This is a genomic window from Tessaracoccus sp. O5.2 (assembly GCF_964266725.1).
GTDB classification, from domain to species: Bacteria; Actinomycetota; Actinomycetes; order Propionibacteriales; family Propionibacteriaceae; genus Arachnia; species Arachnia lapidicapta.
In genome coordinates this window covers 1-26,196 of record NZ_CAXWGV010000006.1, presented here as the reverse complement: position 1 = coordinate 26,196, position 26,196 = coordinate 1, and the positions used below count along the sequence as shown (strand labels likewise).

At 71.7% G+C, this 26,196-nt stretch carries 22 protein-coding genes; 2 read left to right on the top strand and 20 right to left on the bottom strand.

The features are described from left to right. Positions 1-3 precede the first annotated feature (3 nt). From ACFQPD_RS03555 to hisI, 15 genes are all read right to left on the bottom strand, one after another. On the bottom strand, positions 4-573 hold the full coding sequence (locus tag ACFQPD_RS03555) for a hypothetical protein (RefSeq protein WP_385898512.1): 570 nt from the start codon (positions 571-573) through the stop codon (positions 4-6). Then, positions 570-4,115, bottom strand: a complete 3,546-nt coding sequence (dnaE, locus tag ACFQPD_RS03550) for a DNA polymerase III subunit alpha (RefSeq protein WP_385898510.1) — start codon at positions 4,113-4,115, stop codon at positions 570-572. Before dnaE ends, ACFQPD_RS03555 begins: the two co-directional genes overlap by 4 nt. Positions 4,116-4,206: 91 nt before the next feature. After that, on the bottom strand, positions 4,207-5,739 hold the full coding sequence (locus ACFQPD_RS03545; RefSeq protein WP_385898757.1) for a TrkA C-terminal domain-containing protein: 1,533 nt from the start codon (positions 5,737-5,739) through the stop codon (positions 4,207-4,209). 81 nt (positions 5,740-5,820) lie between these two features. Next, entirely contained in the window at positions 5,821-5,985 is a 165-nt protein-coding gene (locus tag ACFQPD_RS03540) for a hypothetical protein (protein ID WP_385898508.1), read from the bottom strand. A 27-nt stretch (positions 5,986-6,012) separates the two neighbouring features. Further along, positions 6,013-7,479, bottom strand: coding sequence for a glutamate synthase subunit beta (locus ACFQPD_RS03535; protein ID WP_385898505.1), 1,467 nt, complete (start codon positions 7,477-7,479; stop codon positions 6,013-6,015). Then, a complete protein-coding gene (gltB, locus tag ACFQPD_RS03530) occupies positions 7,472-12,001 on the bottom strand; it encodes a glutamate synthase large subunit (protein WP_385898503.1) in 4,530 nt (1,509 codons plus the stop codon). Before gltB ends, ACFQPD_RS03535 begins: the two co-directional genes overlap by 8 nt. A gap of 139 nt (positions 12,002-12,140) precedes the next feature. Continuing rightward, a complete protein-coding gene (locus ACFQPD_RS03525) occupies positions 12,141-13,334 on the bottom strand; it encodes an alpha-amylase family glycosyl hydrolase (RefSeq protein ID WP_385898500.1) in 1,194 nt (397 codons plus the stop codon). A 66-nt stretch (positions 13,335-13,400) separates the two neighbouring features. After that, entirely contained in the window at positions 13,401-14,018 is a 618-nt protein-coding gene (locus ACFQPD_RS03520) for an SCO family protein (RefSeq protein ID WP_385898498.1), read from the bottom strand. Beyond that, on the bottom strand, positions 14,015-14,863 hold the full coding sequence (trpA, locus tag ACFQPD_RS03515) for a tryptophan synthase subunit alpha (protein ID WP_385898495.1): 849 nt from the start codon (positions 14,861-14,863) through the stop codon (positions 14,015-14,017). The genes ACFQPD_RS03520 and trpA overlap by 4 nt, the downstream gene beginning before the upstream one ends. Next, positions 14,860-16,095 (bottom strand): tryptophan synthase subunit beta, encoded by a 1,236-nt coding sequence (gene trpB / locus ACFQPD_RS03510; protein WP_068751339.1) that lies wholly within the window; start codon positions 16,093-16,095, stop codon positions 14,860-14,862. The genes trpA and trpB overlap by 4 nt, the downstream gene beginning before the upstream one ends. Continuing rightward, positions 16,092-16,886, bottom strand: coding sequence for an indole-3-glycerol phosphate synthase TrpC (gene trpC, locus ACFQPD_RS03505; protein WP_385898492.1), 795 nt, complete (start codon positions 16,884-16,886; stop codon positions 16,092-16,094). Before trpC ends, trpB begins: the two co-directional genes overlap by 4 nt. Further along, on the bottom strand, positions 16,883-17,089 hold the full coding sequence (locus ACFQPD_RS03500; protein WP_068751337.1) for an HGxxPAAW family protein: 207 nt from the start codon (positions 17,087-17,089) through the stop codon (positions 16,883-16,885). Before ACFQPD_RS03500 ends, trpC begins: the two co-directional genes overlap by 4 nt. Before the next feature lie 40 nt (positions 17,090-17,129). After that, positions 17,130-17,537 (bottom strand): hypothetical protein, encoded by a 408-nt coding sequence (locus ACFQPD_RS03495; protein WP_385898489.1) that lies wholly within the window; start codon positions 17,535-17,537, stop codon positions 17,130-17,132. Further along, a complete protein-coding gene (locus ACFQPD_RS03490) occupies positions 17,534-19,021 on the bottom strand; it encodes an anthranilate synthase component I (RefSeq protein WP_385898486.1) in 1,488 nt (495 codons plus the stop codon). Before ACFQPD_RS03490 ends, ACFQPD_RS03495 begins: the two co-directional genes overlap by 4 nt. After that, complete coding sequence (gene hisI / locus ACFQPD_RS03485; protein ID WP_353081538.1) at positions 19,018-19,356, bottom strand: phosphoribosyl-AMP cyclohydrolase; 339 nt, start codon at positions 19,354-19,356, stop codon at positions 19,018-19,020. The genes ACFQPD_RS03490 and hisI overlap by 4 nt, the downstream gene beginning before the upstream one ends. A 23-nt stretch (positions 19,357-19,379) precedes the next feature. On the opposite strand from hisI, the gene ACFQPD_RS03480 reads away from it, so the two are divergent. Further along, positions 19,380-19,988: a TIGR03085 family metal-binding protein gene (locus tag ACFQPD_RS03480; protein ID WP_385898483.1), complete on the top strand. Its 609-nt coding sequence runs from the start codon at positions 19,380-19,382 to the stop codon at positions 19,986-19,988. A gap of 130 nt (positions 19,989-20,118) precedes the next feature. Further along, the gene (locus ACFQPD_RS03475; protein ID WP_385898481.1) at positions 20,119-20,592 is read left to right on the top strand and encodes a peptidoglycan-binding protein; all 474 of its coding nucleotides are present in this window, start codon (positions 20,119-20,121) and stop codon (positions 20,590-20,592) included. Between the two features lie 191 nt (positions 20,593-20,783). On the opposite strand, the gene ACFQPD_RS03470 is transcribed toward ACFQPD_RS03475, so the two are convergent. From ACFQPD_RS03470 to ACFQPD_RS03450, 5 genes are read right to left on the bottom strand one after another with little or no spacing between them, the layout of a single operon-like run. Continuing rightward, the gene (locus tag ACFQPD_RS03470) at positions 20,784-21,074 is read right to left on the bottom strand and encodes a putative quinol monooxygenase (protein ID WP_385898479.1); all 291 of its coding nucleotides are present in this window, start codon (positions 21,072-21,074) and stop codon (positions 20,784-20,786) included. A 9-nt stretch (positions 21,075-21,083) separates the two neighbouring features. Further along, positions 21,084-22,574 carry an Asp-tRNA(Asn)/Glu-tRNA(Gln) amidotransferase subunit GatB gene (gene gatB, locus ACFQPD_RS03465; protein WP_385898477.1) on the bottom strand — a complete coding sequence of 497 codons (1,491 nt, stop codon included), beginning with the start codon at positions 22,572-22,574 and terminating at the stop codon, positions 21,084-21,086. Beyond that, positions 22,571-24,073, bottom strand: a complete 1,503-nt coding sequence (gene gatA / locus ACFQPD_RS03460) for an Asp-tRNA(Asn)/Glu-tRNA(Gln) amidotransferase subunit GatA (protein WP_385898474.1) — start codon at positions 24,071-24,073, stop codon at positions 22,571-22,573. The genes gatB and gatA overlap by 4 nt, the downstream gene beginning before the upstream one ends. Positions 24,074-24,075: 2 nt before the next feature. Beyond that, positions 24,076-24,369: an Asp-tRNA(Asn)/Glu-tRNA(Gln) amidotransferase subunit GatC gene (gatC, locus tag ACFQPD_RS03455; protein WP_068751322.1), complete on the bottom strand. Its 294-nt coding sequence runs from the start codon at positions 24,367-24,369 to the stop codon at positions 24,076-24,078. A gap of 50 nt (positions 24,370-24,419) precedes the next feature. Then, complete coding sequence (locus tag ACFQPD_RS03450; protein WP_385898472.1) at positions 24,420-25,970, bottom strand: VWA domain-containing protein; 1,551 nt, start codon at positions 25,968-25,970, stop codon at positions 24,420-24,422. Positions 25,971-26,196 lie beyond the last annotated feature (226 nt).

Sequence of the window (26,196 nt, the reverse complement as noted above, 5' to 3'; positions counted from 1 at the left end):
AGTCTAGTCGGAGGAGTCCCGAGGAGCGTCCACGCGGTCCACGCGCGGCTCCGGCCAGAAGGCCGCCAGCAGCATGATGGGCGTGATGGCGGCGAACGGGGCCACCAGGAGCGCCGACGCGGAGCGCAGCGCGAGGTCGACGTGGACGACGTCGCCCGCCTCCGCGCGGGCCAGACGCTCGACGAACCCGCCCTCGGTCACGAGCAGCCCCACCCGCCACGTCACCACCGCGGCGGCCAGCGACGCCAGCAGCGGCGCGACGATGACGACCCAGCCCTTGCGGTACAGCGACAACCACCCCAGGACGCCCAGGACGAGGCCGACGGCGCCGGTGATGAAGGTGTAGGCGACGTCCGCGAAGACAATCGAGGCGTTGCCGCGTTCCGTGATGGTGGCCGTCATGTCCTCGCCGACGACGTAGCTCGGCAGCGGTGTCGCCCAGTTCCACAGCAGGCCGCCGACCACACCGAGGACGACGGCCACGAGCACGTTGGCCACGACGCGCCAGGCGGTGACGCCCCAGAGTTCCGCCAGCTGCCCCTGGCGGGTGACCACGAGCACATCGTCGCTCATGACTGATCCCTCCCCACGCCCACGCAGCTGGGGCCCAGCACGGCCTTGAGGTCCGCGAACAGCGCCGACGTCAGCTCGACGCGGAAGCCGTCGCCCAGCCGGAACGTCGTGACCTTGTCGCCGGTGCGCAGCTGCAGGTGCACCTCGGCCGCACCCGGGTACTGGGCCAGGATCTCCTTGATGCGGTTGACCACGCCGGGCGTACAGCGCACGGCGGGGAGGGTGAGGGCAAGCGGCCCGACGGCGCCCTCGGCGCTCATGTGGGGGGCGATGACGTTCTGCGCACGCATGCGCCCGCGGTCCTCGCCGGACTCGGCCACACCGTCGACCGCGACGATGGTGTCGGGCGCCAGGTGCTGCGCGACCTGGTCGTAGACGCGCGGGAAGACGGTCACCTCGATGGAGCTGGTGAGGTCCTCGAGCACCACCTGCGCCCAGATGTTGCCGGCCTTGTTGACCCGCCGGTTGACCGACGTGATGAGGCCGCAGAGCTTCGTGGGGCCGCGGTAGCCGTCGCCGGCCGCGACGGCGGCGATGGGCCGGTCGCTGTTGGTCTGCAGCACGTGCTCCAGCCCGTTGAGGGGGTGGTCCGAGACGTAGAGGCCGAGCATCTCGCGCTCGAACGCCAGGCGGGTACGGCGGTCCCACTCGTCGACGTCCGGGACCTGCCCGTGCGCGGCCGACGACGCGGTGTCGCCGTCGCCGAGGTCGAAGCCGAAGTCGAAGCCGTCCTGGCCGTTCTCGGCGTTGCGCTTGACGTCGATGATCTGGTCGACGGCGCTCTCGAACACGCCCATGAGGGCGCGGCGGGTGTGGCCGAGCTCGTCGAACGCGCCGGCCTTGATCAGCGACTCGATGACGCGCTTGTTGCACATCAGCAGCGGCGCCTTGTCGAGGAAGTCGTGGAAGTCGGTGGCGGGGCCGAGCTTCTTGCGCTGCTCCACCCAGGCCGTGACGACCTTGTCGCCCACGTTGCGCACGGCGCCCAGACCGAAGCGGATGTGTTCGCCGACGGGGGTGAACATGACCTCGGAGGAGTTCACGTCCGGCGGCAGCACCGCGATGCCCATGTGCCGGCATTCGGCGAGGTACATCGCCGACTTGTCCTTGTCGTCGCGCACCGACTGCAGCAGCGCGGCCATGTACTCGACCGGGTAGTTGGCCTTGAGGTAAGCCGTCCAGTAGGAGATGACTCCGTAGGCGGCGGTGTGGGCCTTGTTGAACGCGTAGTCGGAGAAGGGGACGAGGATCTCCCACAGCGCCTTGATCGCGTCGTCGGAGTAGCCGTTCGCCTTCATGCCCTCGGAGAAGGGCACGAACTCGGCGTCGAGCACCTCCTTCTTCTTCTTGCCCATGGCGCGGCGCAGCAGGTCCGCCTTGCCCAGGGAGTAGCCGGCCACCCGCTGGGCGATCTGCTGGACCTGCTCCTGGTAGACGATGAGCCCGTAGGTGGTCGACAGGATGTCCTCGAGCGGCTCGGCCAGCTCCGGGTGGATCGGCACGATCTCCTGCAGCCCGGTCTTGCGCAGCGCGTAGTTCGTGTGGGACTGCGCGCCCATCGGCCCCGGCCGGTACAGCGCGAGGGCGGCGGAGATGTCCTCGAAGTTGTCCGGCTGCATCTGGCGCAGCAGCGTGCGCATGCCGCCGCCGTCGAGCTGGAAGATTCCGAGGGTCTCCCCGCTGGCCAGGAGCTCGTAGGAGGCCTTGTCCGTCATGTCCTCGACGAGGGTGTCGAGGTCGAGGTCGAAGCCGCGGTTGAGTTTGATGTTGCGCACCGCGTCGTCGAGGACCGTGAGGTTGCGCAGCCCCAGGAAGTCCATCTTGATCAGGCCCAGCGACTCGCAGCCCGGGTAGTCGAACTGGGTGATGATGGCGCCGTCGGCCTCGCGCTTCATCAGGGGGATGATGTCGATGAGCGGGTCGGAGCTCATGATCACGCCGGCCGCGTGGACGCCCCACTGGCGCTTGAGTCCCTCCAAGCCCTTGGCGGTGTCGACGACGGTGCGCACGTCGGGCGACGACTGGTACAGCTCGCGGAACTCGTTGCCTTCGGCGTAGCGCTTGTGCGACTCGTTGAACAGCTCCGCCAGCGGCACGCCCTTGCCCATGACGTCGGCCGGCATGGCCTTGGTGATCTGCTCGCCGATCGCGAACGGCATGTCGAGGACGCGGGCGGCGTCCTTGACGGCGGCCTTGGCCTTGATGGAGCCGTAGGTGATGATCTGGGCGACCTTGTCCGAGCCGTACTTGTCGCTGACGTAGGCGATGACCTCGGCGCGGCGCCGGTCGTCGAAGTCGATGTCGAAGTCCGGCATGGAGACGCGCTCGGGGTTGAGGAACCGCTCGAACAGGAGGCCGTGCTGCAGCGGGCACAGGTCCGTGATCCGCAGCGCGTACGCGCAGATCGATCCCGCGCCCGAGCCGCGGCCCGGGCCCACCCGGATCCCGTTCTTCTTGGCCCAGTTGATGAAGTCCGCGACGACCAGGAAGTAGCCGGTGAAGCCCATCGACGCGATGATGGACGTCTCGAACTCGGCGCGCTGGCGCACCTCGTCGGTGATGTTGCCTCGGTAGCGCTCGTGGAGGCCCCGCTCGACCTCCTTGTGGAACCACGTGTCCTCGGTCTCGCCCTCGGGGACCGGGTACTTCGGCATGTAGGTACCCATGCCCTCGTCGAACGAGGTCTCGATGCGCTCGGCGATCGCCAGGGTGTTGTCGCAGGCCTCGGGCAGGTCGCGGAACAGCGCCCGCATCTCCTCGGCGGACTTGAGGTAATAGCCGTTCCCGTCGAAGCGGAAACGGTCCTGCTGCGCCTTGCGGGAGCCGGCGGAGACGCACAGCAGCGTGTCGTGCGCGTCGGCGTCGTCGGCGTGCACGTAGTGCAGGTCGTTGGTGGCTACCAGCGGCAGCTGCAGATCCTTGGCCAGCCGCAGCAGGTCCTGGCGCACGCGGGTCTCGATCTCCAGCCCGTGGTCCATGAGCTCGACGTAGAAGTTCTCCGCGCCGAAGATGTCGCGGAACTCGGCGGCGGCCGCCCGCGCGTTGTCGTACTGCCCGAGCCGCAGGAACGTCTGGACCTCCCCCGAGGGGCAGCCCGTGGTGGCGATGAGGCCCTTACCGTAGAGGTTCAGCAGCTCCCGGTCCGCGCGCGGCTTGTAGAAGAACCCCTCCAACGACGAGCGGGTGCTCAACCGGAACAGGTTGTGCATGCCCTCAGGGTTGGCCGCCCAAATGGTCATGTGGGTGTAGGCGCCCTTGGAGGCGACATCGTCGCCCGTGCCGTCGCCGAACTGGACCCGCTTGCGCTCCGAGCGGTGCGTGCGCGGCGTGAGGTACGCCTCGAGCCCGATGATCGGCTTGACGTCGTAGTTCTTGCTGGTCTTGTAGAACTCGTAGGCGCCGTAGAGGTTGCCGTGGTCCGTGATCGCCAGCGCGGGCATCCCCATGCGCTCGGCGTTGGCGAACAGGTCCTTGACCCGGGCCGCCCCGTCGAGCATCGAGAACTCGGTGTGGGCGTGGAGGTGAACGAAACTGTCCGCCATGTAAACCAGTGCCCTCCATCCCTCAGACCGCGCGACGCGACCCCACCTTACCCGCCGCCGCCCGGGCTCACGGACAGCGACCCGGCGCGCCTCAGCCGACGGCGCCCATCACCTGCACCGCGACGATCTTGGCGATGATCCCCAGCGCGAACAGGGCGGCGTAGCCGGCGTCCACGCGGGAGTCGCTGACCCGCGACGTCGCGAAGGCGAGGATCGCCGGCTGGCCCACGTAACCCGCGAAACCGCCCGCGGCCCGGGGCGCGCTGAGCCCCAGCGCCCGGGCGCCCGCGAGGAATGCGGCCGCCGACGCCAGCACGATCGCGGCGGCCAGCAGGCCGGCGCGCAGCCCCGTCGCGGTGAGGGCCTGCTCGGCGAACTTGGGCCCCGACGACAGTCCGACGGTGGCGAGGAACAGGAGCAGCCCGACCTGCCGGATCGTCAGGTTCACCGTCAGCGGCATCGCCCAGATGAGCGGGCCCGTGCGGTGGATCGCGCCGAGCGCCATGCCCACCACCAGCGGCCCGGCCGCAGAGCCGAGCGAGAACGCCGCACCGCCGGGCAGCGGCACCGCGACGGCGCCGACGAGCAGCCCCAGCACGAGGCCCAGGCCGAGGGCCAGCGCGTCGACCTCCGAGACGCGGCGCTCTGAGTTGCCCAGCAGCGCCGACAGGTCGTCGAGTTCCTCCTGCGGCGCGACGGCCAGCACGCGGTCCCCCAGCTGCAACACCAGGTCGTCGCGGGCGAGGAGGTCGGCGTCGCCGCGCCGCACGCGCGTGATGACGGCGCCGTGCCGCCCGGGGAGGTTCAACTGCGCCACGGTGCGGCCGGCCACGGCCGGCGAGGAGACGACGAAGCGCGTGAAGTCGACGGCGCCGCGGTCGTCGGTCAGCTCCCGGCTGAGCCGGTGGCCCAGGTGCGCCGTCGCGGCCTCGACCGCCGACGGCGCACCGACCACGAGGACCTGGTCGCCCGCCTGGAGGTCCTCGCCGGGGGCGAGGACGCGGGTGCGCCCGTCGCGGACGAGGTAGCTCATCTTGATCGCCTCGTCGCTCCAGCCCGGGACCGCGCGCGGGGACGTCGCCCGCTCGACGTGCACGGACTCCGCGACGATGCCGTCGGCCGAGGCCGGCGTGGGATCGGCGCGCCCGGGCCAGGACCGCGACACGACCAGCGCGACCACGACGATCGCGAGCACGACACCCACCGGGTACCCCAGGGCATAGCCGACGGCGGCGTCGGGGCTCCCGGTCGCGGCGGTGGCCGCGGCCAGCGCCGGCGTCGAGGTGAGCGCGCCGGCCAGGAGGCCGGCGACCATCCCGGTGCCCAGCCCCAGCCAGGACCCGGCGAGGCCGGCGAGCGCCGCGACCGCGGCGACCGTGGCCACGCCGAGGACCATGAGGGGCAGCTGGCGCCGGAGGTCGGCGAAGAACGTCTCCCCCGCGGCCACCCCGACCGTGTAGACGAACAGCGCGAGGCCCAGCGTCGACACCAGGGCGAGTCCGTCGCCGAGGGCGGGGCTGACCGCGCCGAGCGCGAGGCCCACGAACAGCGCGCCCGCCGCGCCGAAGCGCAGCGGCCCGAACGGGATGACGCCCACGGCGGCACCGAGGGTGACCACCAGCATGATCGTCAGCAGCGGCGACGAGGCCAGCAGGTCCAGCACGATGTCCTCCCCCGCCGGGCCGGCGCCCGGACAGTCAGCAGGCTACTCGGCCTCGGTCAGCCAGGTGAGCTGGGATCCGTCCTCGACGATGTGGTGCCCGAGGGCGGCGTTGAACTCCCGCCCGTTCTCGGTGAGTCCGGCCATGAGGTGCGCCACGCGTTCCTCATGGCCGGGCAGCGCGGTGAACTCCGCGAAGAGGGTCTTCATGCGCGCACTCTAGACCCGCCCGCGGCGTCACACCAGGAGCTGGCGCACCTCCGGCCCGATGGGCCGCGGCAGCTTCGACGAGCCGCTCAGGTACGCGTCGACGCCCTGCGCGCAGGAACGCCCCTCGGCGATGGCCCAGACGATGAGCGACTGCCCACGCCCCGCGTCGCCGCAGGCGAAGACGCCGGGGACGTTGGTGGCGTAGTGGTCGTCGCGCCGGATGTTGCCGCGGGGGTCCAGCTCGAGCCCCAGCTCGTCGACCAGCCCGGTCCGCTCGGGGCCGGCGAAGCCCATGGCCAGGAGCACCAGCTGCGCCGGGATGTGGCGCTCGGTGCCGGGAACCGGCTCGAAGCGGCCGCCCTCGAAGCGCACCTCGCAGATGTCCAGGCCGGCGACGCGTCCCTGGTCGTCCCCCACGAAGCGGGTGGTCGACACGGCGTAGACCCGGTCGCCGCCCTCCTCGTGCGCGGAGGTGATCTTGAAGGTCATGGGGTACGTCGGCCAGGGCTGGTGGCCGGGCCGCTGCACCGGAGGCATCGGCATGATCTCCAGCTGCGTGATGGAGCGGGCGCCCTGCCGGATGGAGGTGCCCAGGCAGTCGGCGCCGGTGTCGCCGCCGCCGATGATGACGACGTCCTTGCCCTCGGCGGTGATCTGGCCCTCCACCTCCTGCCCCAGCGCCACGCGGTTGGCCTGCGGGAGGAACTCCATGGCCTGGTGGATGCCGGCCAGCTCGCGGCCGGGGACGGGCAGGTCGCGCGCGACGGTGGAGCCGATGGCCACCACGACGGCCTCGTACTGGTCGAGCAGGGCCTGGCCCGTGACGTCGACGCCGACCTCGACGCCGGTCTTGAACTGGGTGCCCTCCAGCACCATCTGCTTGAGGCGGCGGTTGAGGACGGCCTTCTCCATCTTGAACTCGGGGATGCCGTAGCGCAGCAGGCCGCCGATGGCGTCGGCCCGCTCGTACACCACCACCGTGTGCCCCGCGCGGGTGAGCTGCTGGGCCGCGGCGAGCCCCGCCGGCCCCGACCCGACGACCGCGACCGTCTTGGCCGTGTGCCACTCGGGCTGCTGCGGGACGACGCGCGAGTCGTCCCACGCCTTGTCGATGATGGCCACCTCGACGTTCTTGATGGTCACCGGGTCACGGTTGATCCCGACGACGCACGAGGTCTCGCACGGCGCCGGGCACAGCCGGCCGGTGAACTCCGGGAAGTTGTTGGTCGCGTGCAGCCGGTCCAGTGCCGCCTGCCACTCGTCGCGCCACACGAGGTCGTTCCACTCGGGGATGAGGTTGCCGAGCGGGCAGCCGTTGTGGCAGAACGGGATGCCGCAGTCCATGCAGCGCCCCGCCTGCTCCGAGATGATCGGCAGGAGGGCCCGACCCGGCGTGCCCGGGTAGACCTCTTTCCAGTCGTGGATGCGCTCCTCGACGGGCCGCCTGGGCGCGACGCGTCGCGGCGTGGTCATGAACCCCTTCGGATCAGCCATGAGCGGCCTCCATCATCAGCTTGGTGGTGTCCTCTTCGGTGAGCCCGTCGGCGACGGACCGGGCCTTGACGGCCATGATGCGGGCGAAGTCGCGCGGCTCGATCTTCGTGAACCGCAGCTTCAGGTCGGCGTCGCCGAGCTGCAGGAGGCCGTCGGCCACCAGCGAGCCCGTCTCGTCGCGGTGCTCGGCGAGCAGCTCGCGGACGCGGGCGACGTCGGCATCGGTGAGCTCGACGGGGTCGACGAGCTCACTGTTGAGACGCAGCGGGTTGAGGTCGAGGACCCACGCCACGCCGCCCGACATGCCGGCGGCGAAGTTGCGGCCCGTGGGACCGATGACGAGCACCTCGCCGCCGGTCATGTACTCGCAGCCGTGGTCGCCCACGCCCTCGACGACGGCGGTCGCGCCCGAGTTGCGCACGCAGAACCGCTCGCCCACGACACCGCGGAGGAACAGCTGGCCCGACGTCGCGCCGTACGCGATGACGTTGCCGGCCACGATCTGCTCGGCCGGGTCGAAGCTGACCTCCTGCGGCGGGGTGACGACGATGCGGCCGCCGGAGAGGCCCTTGCCCACGTAGTCGTTCGAGTCGCCGATGAGACGCAGCGTCACCCCTCGGGGCAGGAACGCGCCGAAGCTCTGGCCGCCGGTGCCGGTCAGCGTGAACTCGATGGTGCCGGGCGCCAGGCCGAGCCCCTCGGTGGCCTTCGTCACCTCATGGCCGAGCATGGTGCCGACGGTGCGGTCGACGTTGCGCACCGGCAGCGACTGCCGCACGCGCTCGCCGCGGGTCAGCGCCGGCTCCGCCAGGCGGATCAGCTCGACGTCCAGCTTGCCGGACAGTCCGTGGTCCTGCGTGGTCGTGCGGTGCAGGGCGGTGCCCTCGGGCACGTCGATGGCCGCCAGGACGGGGCTGAGGTCGAGGCCTTGGGTCTTCCAGTGCCCGACCGCCTCGCTGACGTCCAGCAGGTCGACGCGGCCGACGGCCTCCTCGATGGAGCGCAGCCCCAGCTGGGCCAGCAGTTCGCGCACCTCCGCCGCCATGAACATGAAGAAGTTGACCACGTGGTCCGGGTCGCCGTGGAACTTGCCGCGCAGTTCGGGGTTCTGGGTCGCGACGCCCACGGGGCACGTGTCCTTGTGGCACACCCGCATCATGATGCAGCCCGACACCACCAGCGGCGCCGTGGCGAAGCCGAACTCCTCGGCGCCCAGCAGGGCGGCGATGAGGACGTCGCGGCCGGTCTTGAGCTGCCCGTCGCACTGCACGACGATGCGGTCGCGCAGCCCGTTGAGCAGCAGCGTCTGCTGCGTCTCGGCCAGGCCCAGCTCCCAGGGGGCGCCGGCGTGCTTGATCGACGTCAGGGGCGCCGCGCCGGTGCCGCCGTCGTGGCCCGAGATGAGCACGACGTCGGCCTTGGCCTTGCTGACGCCGGCCGCGACGGTGCCGACCCCGATCTCGGAGACGAGCTTCACGTGGACCCGCGCCGACGGGTTGGCGCACTTGAGGTCGTGGATGAGCTGCTTGAGGTCCTCGATCGAGTAGATGTCGTGGTGCGGCGGGGGCGAGATGAGGCCCACGCCCGGCGTCGAGTGCCGGGTCTTGGCGACCCACGGGTACACCTTCGGGCCGGGCAGCTGTCCGCCCTCGCCCGGCTTGGCGCCCTGGGCCATCTTGATCTGGATGTCGTCGGCGTACGTGAGGTACTCCGAGGTCACGCCGAAGCGGCCCGACGCCACCTGCTTGATGGCGGAGCGGCGCGCGGGGTCGTGCAGCCGCTCCGGGTCCTCGCCGCCCTCGCCGGTGTTCGACTTGCCGCCGATGCGGTTCATGGCCACGGCGAGCGTCTGGTGCGCCTCCATCGAGATGGAGCCGTAGCTCATCGCGCCGGTGGAGAACCGCTTGACGATGCTCTCGACCGGCTCGACCTCCTCGATGGGGATCGGGGTGGCGTCGCGGAACCGCATGAGCGAACGCAGCGTCATGATGCGCTCGGAGTTGTCGTTGACGAGCGCGGTGTAGCGCTTGAAGGCCTCGTAGTCGCCGTTCGCGGTCGAGTACTGGAGGCGGAACACGGACTCCGGGTCGAACAGGTGCGGCTCACCCTCGCGGCGCCACTGGTACTCGCCGCCGACCAGCAGGTTGCGGTGCGCCAGCGGGATGCCGTCGGTGGGGTAGGCCAGCTGGTGGCGGGCCCGGGTCTCGGCGGCCAGCTCCTCGAGGCCGAGACCGCCCAGCCGGCTGGTGGTGCCGGTGAAGTAGCGGTCGACGACGTCCTGGCTGAGGCCGACGCACTCGAAGATCTGCGCGCCCGTGTACGAGGCCACGGTGGAGACGCCCATCTTGCTCATCACCTTGAGCACGCCCTTGGACAGGGCCTTGGCGACGTTGGCGATGGCCTTCTCCGGCGTGACGTCGACGTACATCTCGCGGCGGGCGAGGTCCTCGGCGGACTCGAACACCAGGTAGGGGTTGACCGCCGCCGCGCCGTAGCCGATGAGCAGCGCCATGTGGTGCACCTCGCGCACGTCGCCGGCCTCGACGACGAGCCCGACCTGCGTGCGGGTCTTCTCGCGGACCAGGTGGTGATGGACGGCGGCGGTGAGCAGGAGCGACGGGATGGGCGCGAGCTCTGCGGTGGAGTGCCGGTCGGACAGGACGATGGCGCGCGCGCCGCCGCGGATGGCCGCGGACACCTCCTGGCAGATCTCGTCGATCTTCTTCTCCAGCGCCCGGCCGCCTCCGGCGACCTTGTAGAGGCCGCGCACGACGTGCGTGCCGAAGCCGGGGAGGTCTCCCTCGCGGTTGAGCCGCACGATCTTGGCCAGCTGCTCGGAGTCGAGGATCGGCCGGCTCATCGTGATGACGCGGGCCGACTCGGGCGTGGGCTCGAGGAGGTTGCGCTCGGGGCCGATCTGCGCGGTCAGCGACGTGACGAGCTCCTCGCGGATGGCGTCGAGCGGCGGGTTGGTGACCTGCGCGAACAGCTGCTTGAAGTAGTCGAAGATCAGCCGGGGGCGGCTGCTCAGCACCGCGACCGGCGAGTCGGTGCCCATGGACCCGATCGGCTCGGTGCCCGCGTTGGCCATCGGCGCGACGATGAGGCGCAGCTCCTCCTCGGTGTACCCGAAGACCTGCTGGCGGCGGATGACGGAGGCGTGCGAGTGGACGATGTGCGTGCGGCTGGGCAGCTCATCGAGCTCGATCTTGTTGTCGGCGACCCACTGCCCGTAGGGATGCTGGTCGGCCAGGGCACCCTTGACGTCCTCGTCGGAGAGGATGCGGTGCTGCTCGAGGTCGAGCAGCAGCATGCGGCCCGGCTGCAGGCGGCCCTTCCGGACGACGTCGCCGGCCTCGATCGGCAGGACGCCCGCCTCGGACGCGAACACGACCAGGCCGTCGGCGGTCTCCCAGTAGCGCCCCGGCCGCAGCCCGTTGCGGTCCAGGCAGCCGCCGATGATGGACCCGTCGGTGAAGGTCATGCACGCGGGCCCGTCCCAGGGCTCCATGATCATCGAGTGGTACTCGTAGAAGGCGCGGCGCTTGGGGTCCATCTCGGCGTGGCCCTCCCACGCCTCGGGGATCATCATGAGCACGGCGTGCGGCAGCGACCGGCCGCCGAGGTGCAGCAGCTCGAGCACCTCGTCGAAGGACGCGGAGTCCGAGCCCTCGGGCGTGCAGATGGGGAACAGCGCCTCGAGGTTGCCGGGGAACTTGTCCGACGTCAGCAGCGCCTCGCGGGCCCGCATCCAGTTGCGGTTGCCGCGGACGGTGTTGATCTCGCCGTTGTGGGCGATCATGCGGTAGGGGTGCGCCAGCTCCCAGGCTGGGAAGGTGTTGGTGGAGAAGCGCGAGTGCACCAGCGCGAGCGCGGACTCGATGCGCTCGTCGTGCAGCTCGGGGAACACCTCTTCCAGCTGCTGGGTGGTGAGCATGCCCTTGTACACCAGGGTCCGCGCCGACAGCGACGCGAAGTAGACGCCCGCCTCGTGCTGCGCGCGGCGGCGCAGCACGTAGGTGTACCGGTCGAGGTCGATGCCCGACTGCCCGGAGCGTCCGGCGACGACGAGGTGCTCGAAGTGCGGCATGGCCCCGATGGAGATGGGCGACAGCGTGGCGGTCTCGACGGGCACCTCGCGCCAGGCGAGGACGTCGAGTTCGATGTCGTCCGCGATGGCCTCGATCGCGGCCTTGACCTCGGCGCGGCGGGCCGCGTCGGTCGGCAGGAACGCCAGGCCGACGGCGTACTCGCCGTGGTCGGGCAGCCGCACGCCGACGACGTCGCGCAGGAAGCGGTCCGGGATCTGGATGAGGATGCCGGCGCCGTCGCCGGCCGCCTCGTCGGCGCCCGTGGCGCCACGGTGGTCGAGGTTGCGCAGGGCCTCGAGGCCCTGTTCGACGATCTGGTGACGCGGCACGCCGTCGAGGTGGGCGACGAAGGCGACACCACAGGCGTCGTGCTCGTAGGCCGGATCGTAGAGACCGACCTTGTCGCGGTGCGGGAACACGCTCTGAGCCATCTGCTGGGTCCTCCTCATGTCACGGGCATGCCGCGGCCGGGCCGTGGCGAGGAAACACTAAGCGGCGCCCAGGGAGCCGTCCAACCGATCCCAGGCTCTGCGGAAGAGCGTAAAACGATTGTTACATTGCCGAAACAGATCAGGCCTGCATGTAACGGAGGTGGTCCCCGTCGGCGGTGGCGTGCAGGCTGCCGGACGCCAGATCGACGGCCACCTCGGCGGTCTGGGAATCGCGGCCGACGAGGCGATAGGCGAGCTGTTCGTTGGCGCGGTGGGTGACCTCGAGGGCCGCGGTCGCGAGCCAAGGGTGGCGCCGACGGAACGCGATGGCCTCCTGATACGTGCGGTGAAGCCCGGCGCCCAGCGGCGACAGGTCCGCGGGGGTGGGCGGCAGCGGGGGGCGCACCTCGTCGTCGCCGTGCCAGGCCTCCGTCTTGGTGCCGGTGAAGCCCTGCTCGTCGCCGTAGTAGACGATCGGCATGCCCGGCAGCGTGAAGAGGATCGCCGCGGCGAGGCCGGCGCCGGGGGCGCCCAGCCTTGTCGCGATGCGCGTGACGTCGTGGTTGCCGACGAACGTGGCCGGCAGGAAGTCGGCGGCGAAGGCGGCATGCCGGTCCAGGGCGTGGGCCAGCTCCCAGAGGTTGCGGTCGGCGATGGCGCTCCAGATGGCCTTCCACAGCTCGTACTGGGTCAGCGAGTCCAGCGTGGAGTCGTGGATGAAGCCGCTGTAGTCGCCGTGGATCACCTCACCGAGCAGGACGACGTCGGGGTAGTCCGCGCGGACGCGGGCGGCGACGTCGCGCCAGAAGCCGGTGGGGACGGCATAGGCGACGTCGAGGCGCCAGCCGGCGATGCCGCGGCGCAGCCAGTGGGTCATCACGTCGACGACGAGATCCGCCACCGCCGGGTTGGCGTGGTCGAGCTCGACGAGGGCGTCGTGGCCCTCCCAACCCTTCGGCGCGCCGTCGACGTGCCGGATGAGGTCCGGGCGGCTCGTCACGAGCGGGTGTTCGCGCGCCACGTGGTTGAAGACGCCGTCGAGCATGACGTGGATGCCGCGGTCGCGGGCGGTGGCGACGAGGTCGTCGAAGTCCGTGTCGTCGCCGAGCCGGGGGTCGATGCGGAAGTGGTCGACGGTGTCGTAGCCGTGGGCCACCGACGCGAACACCGGTCCGAGCAGCAGCCCGTTGCAGCCGAGCTCCAGGACGTAGTCGAGCCAGTGCTCCAGCCGGCGCAGACGGTGTGCCGGTGCGCCGTGCTCACCCCGGATGGGTGCGCCGGTCGCCCCCAGCGGGTACACCTGCCACCAGATCGCGTGCTCCATCAGGCCCATTCGGATCCTCCTCGCCGTCGTCCCGCCAGGCTACTCCGGGGCGCGCGCCGACGCAGGCCACCGGGGTCAGAGCGCGACGAGTCGCTCGTAGTCCTCGCGGAGCTCGGCGGCCGACAGGCCGTTCCAGACGACCTGCAGCGTGCGGTCGCTGCCGAACCCGAGGACGTACGTGCCGTGGTCCACCTCGTAGCCGCCGGAGGGCAGCTGCCTGCCTTCGGTGATGTCGATCCCCAGGCTGAGGGCCGCCGGCTTGATGGCCTCCAGGTCGCCGGTGAGGCCGATGAACGTGTCGTCCACCCTGGACAGGTACGACTTCAGGACCTCGGGCGTGTCCCGGGCGGGGTCCGTGGTGACGACGATGAGGGTCACGTCGTCGACCAGGCCCTCCGGGAGCCGGCGCTTGGCGGTGGCCATGTCGGCCATGATGCCGGGGCACACGTCGGGGCAGTTGGTGTACCCGAAGAACAGCGCGACCGCGGGCGTCGAGGGGTCACGGGCGAGGTTGTACGGGTTGCCGTCCTGGTCGGTCAGCGTCACGTCCGGCAGCGGCGCTCCCCCGCCCTCCAGGTGCGTGCCGTGCCACGGGCCGCGGCTCACGTCCGCGGCGGGGCCCTCGTCGTCCGGGGCGCACCCGGCGAGCAGCACCAGCCCGCCGAGCCCGATGAGGGACCGGCGAGGGATCACAGGCGCGCCCGATCCACCCCTGCCGCCAGGTCGGCGGCCAGCGTGCGCAGGCGGCGCAGGTCCCCTGGCAGGTCGGCGCCGTCGGAGTCGAGGCACTTGAGCAGCGCCGAGCCGACGATGACCAGGTCCGCGTAGGCGCCGATCTCGGCCGCCTGGTCGCCCGTGCTCACGCCGAGCCCGATGCCGACCGGGAGCCCCGGGTCGACCGAGCGGGCGCGGCTGACGATCACCGGCGCGGCGTCGGAGGTCGCCGCGCGGGCCCCGGTGACGCCCATGACGCTGGAGGCGTACACCCAGCCCCGGCAGGAGCGCATGGTCAGCGCGATGCGCTCGTCGGTCGACGACGGGGCGATGAGGAACACGCGGTCGAGGCCGTGGGCGTCGCTGGCCTCGATCCACTCGGGGCAGTCGTCCGGCGGCAGGTCGGGGGTGATGACGCCGGCGCCGCCGGCGGCGGCCAGGTCCCGCGCGAAGCGGTCCGGACCGTACGCCTCGATGAGGTTCCAGTACGTCATCACCATCGGCGTCGCCGACGTCGCCGCGACCGCCTCGACGGCGCGGAACGCGTCCGCGGTGCGGACGCCGCGGGCCCGGGCCTTGGCGGTGGCGTGCTGGATGACCAGGCCGTCCATGAGCGGGTCCGAGTACGGGATGCCGATCTCGACGAGGTCCACGCCGCGGCCGTCGGTGCCCTCGGTGATGGCGGTGACGGCCTCGATGGAGTCCGCGACGCTCGGGTAGCCGACGGGGAGGTAGCCGACCAGCGCCGGCCGCCCGGCGTCGAGGCACGCGGACACGACGCGGCCGGAGATGCCGAGGCGGGCCTCGTCGGTGTACTGGCTCATGCCATGCCTCCCACGGTCTTGTCGGGGACGCCCGGCAGGCCGAAGTACTCGAAGGCGGTGGCCACGTCCTTGTCGCCGCGGCCCGAGAGGCACACGAGGATGGTGGGACGGGCCTCGGGGTCCTCGGCGGCGATCTGGAGCCCGAGCCGGCGGGCGCCGGCCAGCGCGTGGGCCGACTCGATCGCGGGGATGATGCCCTCGGTGCGGGTCAGGAGCTTGAACGCGTCCATGGCCTCGGCGTCGGTGACCCCCTGGTAGACGGCGCGTCCGGTGTCGGCGAGCCACGCGTGCTCCGGCCCCACGCCCGGGTAGTCGAGCCCCGCGGAGATGGAGTGCGACTCGATGGTCTGCCCGTCCTCGTCCTGCAGGACCATGGTGCGGGCACCGTGGAGGACGCCCGGCGAGCCCGCCACGATGGTGGCGGCGTGCCTGCCGGTGGCCACACCCTCCCCCTCGGCCTCGAAGCCGTACAGCTTCACGGACTCGTCGGGGATGAAGTCGTAGAACATGCCGATGGCGTTCGAGCCGCCGCCGACGCACGCGGCCACGTAGTCGGGCAGCGCGCCGTGGTCGTCGAGCATCTGCTGACGCGCCTCGGTGGAGATGACCCGCTGGAGCTCGCGCACCAGGTAGGGGAACGGGTGCGGGCCGCCGACGGTGCCGATGAGGTAGTGCGTCTGGTCCACGGTGGTCACCCAGTCGCGCATGGCCTCGTTCATGGCGTCCTTGAGCGTGCGGGAGCCGGCCGCGACCGCGTACACCTCCGCGCCCAGCAGCTGCATGCGCGCCACGTTGAGGGCCTGCCGCTTGGTGTCGACCTCGCCCATGTAGATGCGGCATTCGAGCCCGAGCAGGGCCGCGGCGGTGGCGGTCGCGACGCCGTGTTGACCCGCCCCGGTCTCCGCGATGACGCGGGTCTTGCCCATGCGCTTGGTCAGCAGCGCCTGGCCGAGGACGTTGTTGATCTTGTGCGCGCCGGTGTGGTTGAGGTCCTCGCGCTTGAGCAGGACCCGCGCGTTGCCGCAGTGGGCCGAGAAGTTCTCGGCCACCGTGATGGGCGTGGGCCGGCCCGAGTAGTCGCGCTGCAGGCGGGCCAGCTCGGCCCGGTACTCCGGGTCGGCCATCGCCTCCTCGAACGCGACCGTCAGCTCGCTGAGGGCCGCCTGGAGCGCCTCGGGGACGAAGCGGCCACCGAAGCGGCCGAAGTGGCCGGTGGCGTCTGGGACGCTCATGCGTGCACCCTTTCTGCGGCGGACATGAAGTCGGCGATGGCGGCGACGGGGTCCCCGTGCCGGACGAGCGCCTCGCCGACGAGCACGGCGTCGGCCCCCTGCGCGGCGACGGTGGCGACGTCGTCGGCGGTGAGGATGCCGGACTCCGCCACGCGGACGACCGAGTCCCCCAGCCGTGAGGCGAGGGGGCCGAAGGTGGCGAGGTCGACGTCGAGGGTCTTGAGGTTGCGGTTGTTGACGCCGATGAGGTCGAAGCCGAGCGCCAGGGCGCGGTCCACCTCGTCGGTGGTGTGCGTCTCGACGAGCGCGGTCATGCCGAGCTCGGCGGTGAGCCGCCCGAAGTGGGCGAGCTCGTCGTCGGTGAGGGCGGCGACGATGAGCAGCACGAGGTCCGCCCCGTGGGCGCGGGCCTCGAGGAACTGGTAGTCGTCGACCATGAAGTCCTTGCGCAGGACCGGCACGTCGACGGCGGCGCGGACCGCGTCGAGGTCGGCCAGCGAGCCGCCGAAGCGCCGGGCCTCGGTCAGCACGGAGATGGCGGCGGCCCCGCCAGCGGCGTAGGCGGCGGCGAGGGACGCCGGGTCCGGAATGGCCGCCAGATCACCCTTGGACGGGGACCTGCGCTTCACCTCGGCGATGACGACCAGGCGGGGGTCGCGGAACCGGGGCATGGGGTCCAGCGCCGGCGGAGCCGCGGCGGCGGCCTCACGCACGGCGTCGATGGGCACGCGACGGCGCCGCTGCTCCAGATCCTCCCGGACTCCCGCGATGATGTCGTCGAGGACGGTCACGGCTGACCGAGGCCCATGGCCTTCATCACCATGGTCGCCAGAGCGCCGATCAGGACGATCGCCGCGCCGAAGATGACCAGCGGCCAGTTGGGGCCGAGCAGGGATCCGACGGCCGCCAGGATGAAGCCGATGGCGGCGGCGATGGAACCCGCCCACGCGGCGGGGCTCTTCCCGTGGTGGTAGTACTTCGCGGTACGCGCCATGAGTTGCCAAGCCTTTCGTCTGCCTAACGGTGCGACGAGATTACCCTGCCCCGCCGTCGCCCCGCACGTGCTGTTCATCGGTGGGATCGTCGCCGCGGTCCATCGCGGACCACAGATCAGGCGGGGCCTCGCGGCCCTCCCTGGCGCGCCCGGCCCAGCCGGGACCCCAGACGACCAGCCCGACGGCGGCCACGACCAGCGCGACGAATCCCGCCACGGCCAGCCACAGCCCGGCCTGGGCCGCCCACACCGATCCCGCGACGGCCAGGGCCGCGAGCGCGACGCCGACGACCCGCAGCCCGATCCCCCGGAGCATGAGCGTCAGGCCGACGCCCGCCGCGGCAGCCCAAGCCACGGCCTGCACGCCGCTGGCGGCCGCCTGGGCGGCGAAGCCGGCCGTCAGCGCACCGGCAGCCGCGAGCAGCGTGACGGGCAGGCGCCCCCTCACGGCGCCGTCATCGCCTCGGCACGGCCGATGGCGCTGATCACGGCCCGGGCCTTGTGCCGGCACTCGGCGTCCTCCGTCGCCGGCACGGAGTCCGCGACGATGCCCGCGCCCGCCTGCACGTGGGCCACGCCGTCGGCCAGCACGGCTGTGCGGATGGCGATGGCGACGTCGGAGTTCCCGGCGAAGTCGAAGTACCCGACGACGCCGCCGTACAGGCCCCGCCGCGACACCTCCAGCCGGTCGATGATCTCCATGGCGCGCACCTTGGGCGCCCCGGAGAGGGTGCCCGCAGGGAAGCAGGCCAGGACGGCGTCGAGGGCGCTGCGGCCGGACGCCAGGCGCCCGGACACCGCGGCCTCCAGGTGCATGATGTGGCTGTAGCGGTGGATGTTCATGAACTCGTGCACCGTGACGCTGCCCGGCTCGCAGATCCGGCCGAGGTCGTTGCGCCCCAGGTCGACGAGCATGAGGTGCTCGGCCTTCTCCTTCGGGTCGGCCAGCAGTTCCTCCGCGAGGCGCCGGTCCTCCTCGGGCGTGCGCCCCCGCGGCCGGGACCCCGCGATGGGCCGGGTGGTCGCCAGCCCGTCGTGCACCGTGACGAGGGCCTCGGGACTCGACCCGACGACGTCGAAGCCCGGCAGGCGCAGCAGGTACAGGTAGGGGCTGGGGTTGGTCAGCCGCAGCGCCCGGTACACGTCGAGCGCGTCGGCGCGGGTGGGGATGTCGAAGCGCTGGGACACGACGATCTGGAACGCCTCCCCCGCCCGGATCTCCTCCTTGGCCTCCTCGACCAGCGCCATGTACTCCTCGGACGTGCGCTGGCGGCGCACCTCGGGCTCGACCGGCTCCCCCTCCTGGAGCGTCAGCGAGCGGCGCGGGGCGGCGAGGGCGTCCGCCATCCGCTCCACGGCCGCGACGGCGTCGTAGTACGCCCGCTCCACGCCCTCGTCCGTGCCGTCGAAGTTGATGGCGTTGGCGATGAGCCACAGCTCCCCGCGATGGTGGTCCAGCACAGCGACCTCGCTGGTGAGCATCATGACCAGCTCCGGGAGCCCCAGGTCGTCGACGCAGGTGTCCGGGATCCGCTCCAGGCGTCGCACGACGTCGTAGCCCAGGTAGCCGACCATCCCGGCGTGGAACGGTGGGAGGCCCTCGACGGCGGGCGTGGCCAGCTCCTCGAGCGTGGCGCGCAGCACCTGGAGCGGGTCGCCGTCGGCGATCCCGACCAGTTCGTGCCCGATCCACTCGGCGCGGCCGCCGCGTTCGGTGAGGGTGGCCGCCGTGCGGACGCCGACGAACGAGTAGCGCGACCAGACGCCGGCCTCGGCGGACTCGAACAGGAAGGTGCCCTGCCGCGCGCCGCACAGCAGTTGATAGACCGCCACCGGCGTCAGGTCGTCGGCCAGGACGCGGGCGTGGACGCTGATGACGCGCCGGTCCGCCGCCAGGGCGGTGAACTCCTCGAGAGTCGGAGTGACCCTCATGCGAGATCCGCCGAGGTCAGGGGCGTGTAGAAGCACGTGCGGTTGCCGGTGTGGCAGGCGGCGCCGGTCTGGCGCACGGTGAGCAGGAGGGTGTCACCGTCGCAGTCGACCGCCATGGACACGACCTCCTGCGTGTGACCCGACGTCTCACCCTTGACCCAGTACTCCTGCCGCGAGCGCGACCAGTAGGTCGCCCGCATCGTGGCCAGCGTTCGGCGCACCGCCTCGGCGTCCATCCACGCGAGCATGAGCACCTCCCCGGTGTCGGCGTCCTGGGCGACGGCGGGCACGAGCCCGTCGGCGTTGTACCTGATGGCGGCTGTCATGGTGGACATTCTGCCGTGCCTAAGCTGGTGCCATGACCTTCGCCCAGCGCCAGCGCGCCGCACTCATCGACCTCATGGCCGAGCTCGGCCCGTTCGCCCCGACGATGGCCGGGGACTGGCGGGTGCAGGAGCTTGCCGCCCATCTCTATATCCGCGAGCACCGACTCGACGCCCTGCCCGGCATCGGCCTCGACCGGTTCGCCGCCCTGACCGAGCGGATCCAGAGCGACGAGCTGCACCGACGCGGCTTCACCGGCCTGCTGGAGGAACTCCGGCGGCCGGGGTGGATCATGCGGCCGCTCGACCGGCTCGTCAACACCTCGGAGCTGTTCATCCACCACGAGGACGTGCTGCGGGCCAACGGCCGCAGCCAGACGCTGACGGCCGCCGAGCAGCAGGAGCTGTGGCCCATCGCGAAGGCGCTCGGGCGCCGCACCCAGCTGGCGGCGGGCAGCCGCGCGATCCTGCGCCGCAGCGACACCGGCGCGGAGCTCGCGATGGGGCAGGGCACCCGGCCGGTGACGGTGTCGGGACTCCCGTCGGAGCTGCTGCTGCACCTCAGCGGCCGCGACGCCGACGTGCGCCTCCACGGCGAGCCCGACGCAATCGGGGCGTGGCGCAACTCAATCGCCGCGCTCTGAGGGGCCGTTCGCCGGGACCACCCGCAGCACCGACATCGCGGCCGAACTCATCCTCGTCTCGGGCTGCCAGGACAACCAGCTCTCCAGCGACGGCGACGTCAACGGGCTGTTCACCGAGACCCTGCTGCGGGTGTGGGGCAACGGGTCGTTCTCGGGCGACTACCGCGCGTTCCACTCCGCGATCGTCAGGCGCATGCCGATGGACCAGGTGCCGAACTTCTACACCGTCGGCACGGTGTCGGCGTCGTTCCAGGCGCAGCGGCCGTTCACCCTCACTGCGCCCGCGGCGTCGGTGCCCGCGAACCCGGGCGGCTGGGGTCAGGGCACGGGCTCGACCGGCTCGCCGCGTCGGACGCTCCGCCATGGCGACAGCGGCGAGGACGTGCGCTACCTGCAGCAGCGGCTGAGCGCGTTCGGCTACTGGCTGAGCGCGGACGGTCAGTTCGGCCCGGCGACGGAGTCGACCGTGCGAAGCTTCCAGCGCAGCCAGGGCTGGTGGCCGACGGCGTCGTGGGTCCGCAGACCTGGGCCGCCCTCGGCTGACCCCCGCTCCCTGAGGAGGCCCAGCCGCGAAGCGGCCGCGCCGTCCATCCCCGCTCCCTGAGGAGGCCCCAGCCGCGAAGCGGCCGGGCCGTCTCGAAGGGTCGAAACTGTCAGAGGCCCCCACCGCTCCCTGAGGAGGCCCCAGCCGCGAAGCGGCCGGGCCGTCTCGAAGGGTCGTAACGATCAGGAGCCCCCGCTCCCTGAGGAGGCCCAGCCGCGAAGCGGCCGGGCCGTCTCGAAGGGTCGTAACGGTCAGGGAGCGACCGGGCGGTACACCCTCTTCGACCGCGGCTCGACCTGCACGCGGTTGGCGACCTCCGCCCAGGCCTGGTAGTGCTCCGTCGTCTTGTGCGACGCCAGGTCTGCCTCGGACCGGTACGCCTCGACGAGCACGAAGCGCGTCGGGTCGTCGGCGTCCTGCAGGACCTCGAAGCGCAGGCAGCCGGGCTCCTCCAGCGACGCCCGGCTGTTCGCGGCGCACACCGCCGCGAACTCCTCCTCGGTCCCGGCCACGACCGTCACGGTGGCATGGAACAGGTACATCGCCCCTCCTCAGGTGAGTTTCGCGAGGATCAGCTCGCGGACCTTGCCGGCGTCGGCCTGTCCCTTCATGGCTTTCATGACCTGCCCGATGAGGGCGCCGGCGGCCGCGACCTTGCCGTCGCGGATCTTCGCCGCCACGTCCGGGTTCGCCGCGATGACCTCGTCGACGGCGACGGTGAGCGCGCCTTCGTCGGACACCACGGCCAGGCCGCGGGCCGCGACGACGTCGGCGGGCTCGCCCTCGCCCGCGAGCACGCCCTCGATGACCTGGCGGGCGAGCTTGTCGTTGACCTTGCCGGCGTCGACCAGCCCCTGCACGGCCGCGACCTGCGCGGGCGTGATGGGCAGCTCGTCCAGCTCGACGCCGGATTCGTTGGCGCGCCGCGCCAGTTCGGTGACCCACCACTTGCGGGCGGCGGCGGGGGTGGCGCCGGCGGCCACCGTCGCCTCGACGAGCCCGAGGGCCCCCGAGGAGACGATGCTGCCGAAGTCGATGTCGCTGAAGCCCCAGTCGGTCTGCAGGCGACGGCGGTGCTCGGCCGGCGGCTCGGGCAGCGTGGCGCGCAGCTCCTCGACCCACTCCCGCGACGGGGCGATGGGCATGAGGTCCGGCTCGGCGAAGTACCGGTAGTCCTCCGCCTCCTCCTTGGAGCGGCCTGGCGACGTGGTGCCGTCGGATTCGTGGAAGTGCCGGGTCTCCTGCTTGACGCGGGCGCCGCCGTCGAGGATGGCCGCCTGGCGGGTCATCTCGTAGCGGATGGCGCGCTCGACCGAGCGCAGGGAGTTGACGTTCTTGGTCTCGGTGCGGGTCCCGAGGACGTCGGAGCCGATGGGCATGAGGGAGACGTTGGCGTCGCAGCGCAGCGACCCCTGTTCCATCCGCACGTCGGAGACGCCGAGTGCGCGCAGGAGGTCGCGGAGGTGGGCGACGTAGGCGCGCGCCACCTCCGGGGCCTTCGCCCCGGCGCCGCGGACGGGGCGGGTGACGATCTCGATGAGCGGCACGCCGGCGCGGTTGTAGTCGATGAGCGAGTAGTCGGCGCCGTGGATGCGGCCGGTGGCGCCGCCCATGTGGAGGGCCTTGCCGGCGTCCTCCTCCATGTGGGCGCGTTCGATCTCGACGCGGTAGGTCTCGCCGTCGACCTCGACGTCGACCCAGCCGTCGAAGGCGATGGGCTCGTCGTACTGCGAGGTCTGGAAGTTCTTGGTCATGTCCGGGTAGAAGTAGTTCTTCCGGGCCATGCGGCACCACTCGGCGATCCGGCAGTTGAGCGCCAGCCCGATGCGGATAGCGGACTCGACGGCCTTGCCGTTGATGACCGGCAGCGAGCCGGGCAGCCCGAGACACACCGGGCACACCTGTGTGTTGGGTTCCCCGCCGAACGTGGTGGGGCAGCCGCAGAACATCTTGGAGTTGGTGTTGAGTTCGACGTGCACCTCGAGGCCGAGGACGGGCTCGTAGCGGGTGAGCAGGTCGTCGTAGGGAATCGTCTCGGTCATCGGGCGATCTCCTTGTCAGCGAGGCGGGCGAGCAGCGGGCCGCCCCAGCGCTCCTCGAGGGCGCGTTCGACGACGCCGCCCACGCGGTAGAGCCTGGCGTCCTCCATGGGCGGGGCCATGACCTGCAGGCCGACGGGGAGGCCGTCGCTGCTGAGGCCGGCGGGGAACGAGGCGGACGCGTTGCCGGCCATGTTCGACGGGATGGTGCACAGGTCCGCCATGTACATGGCCATCGGGTCGGCGGTGCGTTCGCCGATGCGGAACGCCACCGTGGGCGTCGTCGGGGAGACCAGCACGTCGCAGGACTCGAAGGCGCGGTCGAAGTCGGCCTGGATGAGGCTGCGGACCTTCTGGGCCGAGCCGTAGTAGGCGTCGTAGTAGCCGGCCGACAGCGCGTAGGTGCCGATGATGATGCGACGCTTGGCCTCCTTGCCGAAGCCCTCGTCGCGGGTGAGGTTCATCACCTCTTCGGCGGAGCGGGTGCCGTCGTCGCCGACCCGCAGGCCGTAGCGCATGCCGTCGAAGCGGGCGAGATTGCTCGACAGCTCGGCGGGTTGGATGAGGTAGTAGGCGGGCAGCGCGTAGCTGAACGCGGGGCAGGACACCTCGACCACCTCGGCGCCGGCGGCGCGCAGCAGGTCGACGGCCTCGGTGAAGCGGGCGAGCACGTCCGGCTCGTAACCCTCGCCGCCCAGCTCGGTGACGACGCCGACCCGGAGGCCGGCGAGGTCCTGGGCGGTCGCGGCGGCGGCGAGGTCGGCGACGGGGCGGTTGATGGACGCCGAGTCGTGACCGTCGTAGCCGCCGATGACCTGCTGCAGGAGGGCCGCGTCGAGGGCGGTGCGGGCGCAGGGGCCGGGCTGGTCGAGGCTGGAGGCCATGGCGACCAGGCCGTAGCGCGACACTCCCCCGTAGGTCGGCTTCACGCCGACAGTGCCGGTGACGGAGCCGGGCTGGCGGATGGAGCCGCCGGTGTCGGAGCCGACCGCCAGCGGGACCATGAACGACGCCACGGCAGCGGCGGAGCCGCCGCCCGAGCCGCCGGGGATCCGGTCCGGGTCCCACGGGTTGCGGGTGGGGCCGAAGAAGGAGGTCTCCGTCGACGACCCCATGGCGAACTCGTCCATGTTGGTCTTGCCGACGATGACGAGGCCGGCGTCGCGGAGGCGGGCGACGACAGTGGCGTCGTACGGCGGGATCCAGCCGTCGAGCATCCGCGACCCGCACGTGGTGGGGTGGTCGGTGGTGCAGAAGTTGTCCTTGACCCCGACGGGGATGCCGGCCAGCGGGCCGAGCTCCTCGCCAGCGGCGCGGCGGGCGTCGATGCCGCGGGCGGCCTCGAGGGCGGCCTCGGCGTCGACGGAGAGGAAGACGTTGAGGGTCGGGTTGAGTTCCTCGATGCGGGCGAGGCAGGCGCGGGTGAGGTCCTCGGAAGTGAGGGCGCCGTCGGCCATGAGGGCGGCCAGCTCGTGCGCGGGCTTGGTGAGCAGCTGGTCCATGGTCACTCCTCCCCCAGGATCTGCGGGACGCGGAAGCGGCCGTCCTCCTGGTCCGGGGCGCCGGAGAGGGCCTGGTCCTGGGTGAGTGACGGCGTGACGACGTCGTCGCGGAAGACGTTGGTCAGCGGGATCGCGTGGGTGGCCATCGGCACGTCCGGTCCGGCGACCTCGGAGACGCTGCGGACGGAGTCCAGGATGACGTTGAGCTCGGGTGCCAGGTCGTGGCACTCCTGCTCGGTGAGCCGGATGCGCGCCAGCGCGCCCAGGCGGGCCACGTCGTCGGCGGTGATACCCACGGGTGTGCTCCTCGGTGTCGGCGGTCGCCGCGGCCGCGGCGCGCCCCATCTTAGGGCCCTGTCAGCTGCCCGGTCGTGGCGTGGGTGTCGCTGATCAGCTGGAGCATCCGGGTGCGCTGGTCGGTGTAGCGCAGTTCGGTGGCCTCGGTGAGGCGGGTGGTGTCGCCGTCGGCGAGGGTCGCGGTGAACTTCTGCTGGCCGTGCCGGCCCTTCAGTGCGACGGTGCCGTCTTTCAGGCGGCGGGCCTTGAGCTTGAGCTCGCCGCGGGAGATCGCCGCGTCGGGGCCAGCGACGATGAACTCGTCGACGATCCTTCCCTCGTGCAGCACGGCGATGGAGCCGTCGAGGCGGGGACGGCGCTTCCTCGCGGCACTCAGCAGCGCGAGGAGGAGCAGGAGGGCCAGGATGGCGCCGCCGGCCGCGGGGAGCGCCCATACGGGCAGGGCTGCCAGCGTGTCGCTGAGGGTGCGGCCGGAGTCTGCGGGGGTGTCGGTGGCGGGCGGTGTCGCGGTGGGCTCGGTGGCGGGCGCGGGTTCCGCGGCGGCATTGGCAAGGTCAATGGCCTGCGATGCCACGGTGATGTTCTGGTCTATCCCCAGAGCCGTGAGCTGGGGCGCCCAGGGCGAGGTGAGCGTCGCGACGACCGTGCTGGTCGACTCGGTCCCGGGTGGGAGCGTGACGGTGAGCGTCGCGGTGGCGGACTGGCCGGGTGCCACCTCGACGGCGGCCGGCTCCATGCCGATGGCCGCTCCCTCGACGGCGGGCTCAAGAGCCACCGACGCGATGCTGAGCGGGAGGTAGGTGGTCGACGACGTCAGCGTCGCGGTCGCGGTGAGGGTGCCGTCCTCGATGGTGGCATCCCCGACGGTCAGCGACGCGGGGCCCTCCAGATCCGGGCCCAGGGCCTCGACGATGCGCAGCCGGGTGAGCTCGTCGTTGAGGCCGGTGAGGTAGGCGACGATGTCGTTTGGGGTCGCGACCTCCGCGTTGGGGAAGACAGACGTCAGCAGGCCTGCGTCCGAGGTGCTGCCGAGGGTAAGGGCGAAGGCCCCGATCTGGCGGTCAGTCGAGACGGTGGCGGCGCGCTGACGGAGCTGGGCCCAGGCGGGGGACGTCGGGGTGACGTAGTCGGAGGTCTCGGCGGCATCGAGCTCGCCGTCGGTCAGCAGCGCGATCGCGGCCACCTCGGATCCGCCGTCGCGGTTCAGGGCCTCGACGCCGGCCTCGATGGCGGCACCGATGTCGGTCTGGTCGCCGGTGGGCGCGGCCGGAAGCGCGTTGAGAACCGTCGCCGGCGCGGGGTCGAGGCCGGCGAATGCGGTGCGGGCGCCGTCGTCGAAGGTGATCAACGTGACGTGATCGTCGGGGGTGAGGTTGGTGAGGAGCCCGGAGACGGCGTCGCGGGCGCGCGCCCAGCGATCGTCGTCCTTCATGGAGACGGAGGTGTCGACGAGGATGACGAAGTCGGTGGCCTGCTCGGTGACGCCAACTGCCTGGGCGATGGCGTCGAGGGCCTCGTCGGCCCGCGCAGGGGCCGTGGCGACGGCGAGAAGCAGGCACCCCGCGGCAAGCGCGCGTAGGGCAGTTCTGACAGGCTTCATACATCCCCCAGAGGTGTGTGACCAGAGCTTAGTACGGTCGCGGTGACAGGTGTGGCCAAAGGTTAACGACCTAGTCGCCAAACTGTTATCTGACAGGCGCGTGATGCCTCATGTCAATACCTCCGGGTGAACTGATCGTTGCCTCAGCAGTGAACCTCCGGTTCGCCAGGTCGTTGCCTCACCTGTTTCCTCCGGTTAGCCGGTCGCGGTCCGGCGTTGCCGGGCG

Coding starts and splice junctions, on each gene's coding strand:
- ACFQPD_RS03555 (WP_385898512.1), bottom strand. CDS start 573: ATGAGCGACGATGTGCTCGTGGTCACCCGCCAGGGGCAGCTGGCGGAA.
- dnaE (WP_385898510.1), bottom strand. CDS start 4,115: ATGGCGGACAGTTTCGTTCACCTCCACGCCCACACCGAGTTCTCGATG.
- ACFQPD_RS03545 (WP_385898757.1), bottom strand. CDS start 5,739: ATGCTGGTGGTCACCCTCGGTGCCGCCGTGGGCGTCATCCCGTTCGGG.
- ACFQPD_RS03540 (WP_385898508.1), bottom strand. CDS start 5,985: ATGAAGACCCTCTTCGCGGAGTTCACCGCGCTGCCCGGCCATGAGGAA.
- ACFQPD_RS03535 (WP_385898505.1), bottom strand. CDS start 7,479: ATGGCTGATCCGAAGGGGTTCATGACCACGCCGCGACGCGTCGCGCCC.
- gltB (WP_385898503.1), bottom strand. CDS start 12,001: ATGGCTCAGAGCGTGTTCCCGCACCGCGACAAGGTCGGTCTCTACGAT.
- ACFQPD_RS03525 (WP_385898500.1), bottom strand. CDS start 13,334: ATGGGCCTGATGGAGCACGCGATCTGGTGGCAGGTGTACCCGCTGGGG.
- trpA (WP_385898495.1), bottom strand. CDS start 14,863: ATGAGCCAGTACACCGACGAGGCCCGCCTCGGCATCTCCGGCCGCGTC.
- trpB (WP_068751339.1), bottom strand. CDS start 16,095: ATGAGCGTCCCAGACGCCACCGGCCACTTCGGCCGCTTCGGTGGCCGC.
- ACFQPD_RS03500 (WP_068751337.1), bottom strand. CDS start 17,089: ATGGCGCGTACCGCGAAGTACTACCACCACGGGAAGAGCCCCGCCGCG.
- ACFQPD_RS03490 (WP_385898486.1), bottom strand. CDS start 19,021: ATGAGGGTCACTCCGACTCTCGAGGAGTTCACCGCCCTGGCGGCGGAC.
- hisI (WP_353081538.1), bottom strand. CDS start 19,356: ATGTCCACCATGACAGCCGCCATCAGGTACAACGCCGACGGGCTCGTG.
- ACFQPD_RS03480 (WP_385898483.1), top strand. CDS start 19,380: ATGACCTTCGCCCAGCGCCAGCGCGCCGCACTCATCGACCTCATGGCC.
- ACFQPD_RS03470 (WP_385898479.1), bottom strand. CDS start 21,074: ATGTACCTGTTCCATGCCACCGTGACGGTCGTGGCCGGGACCGAGGAG.
- gatB (WP_385898477.1), bottom strand. CDS start 22,574: ATGACCGAGACGATTCCCTACGACGACCTGCTCACCCGCTACGAGCCC.
- gatA (WP_385898474.1), bottom strand. CDS start 24,073: ATGGACCAGCTGCTCACCAAGCCCGCGCACGAGCTGGCCGCCCTCATG.
- ACFQPD_RS03450 (WP_385898472.1), bottom strand. CDS start 25,970: ATGAAGCCTGTCAGAACTGCCCTACGCGCGCTTGCCGCGGGGTGCCTG.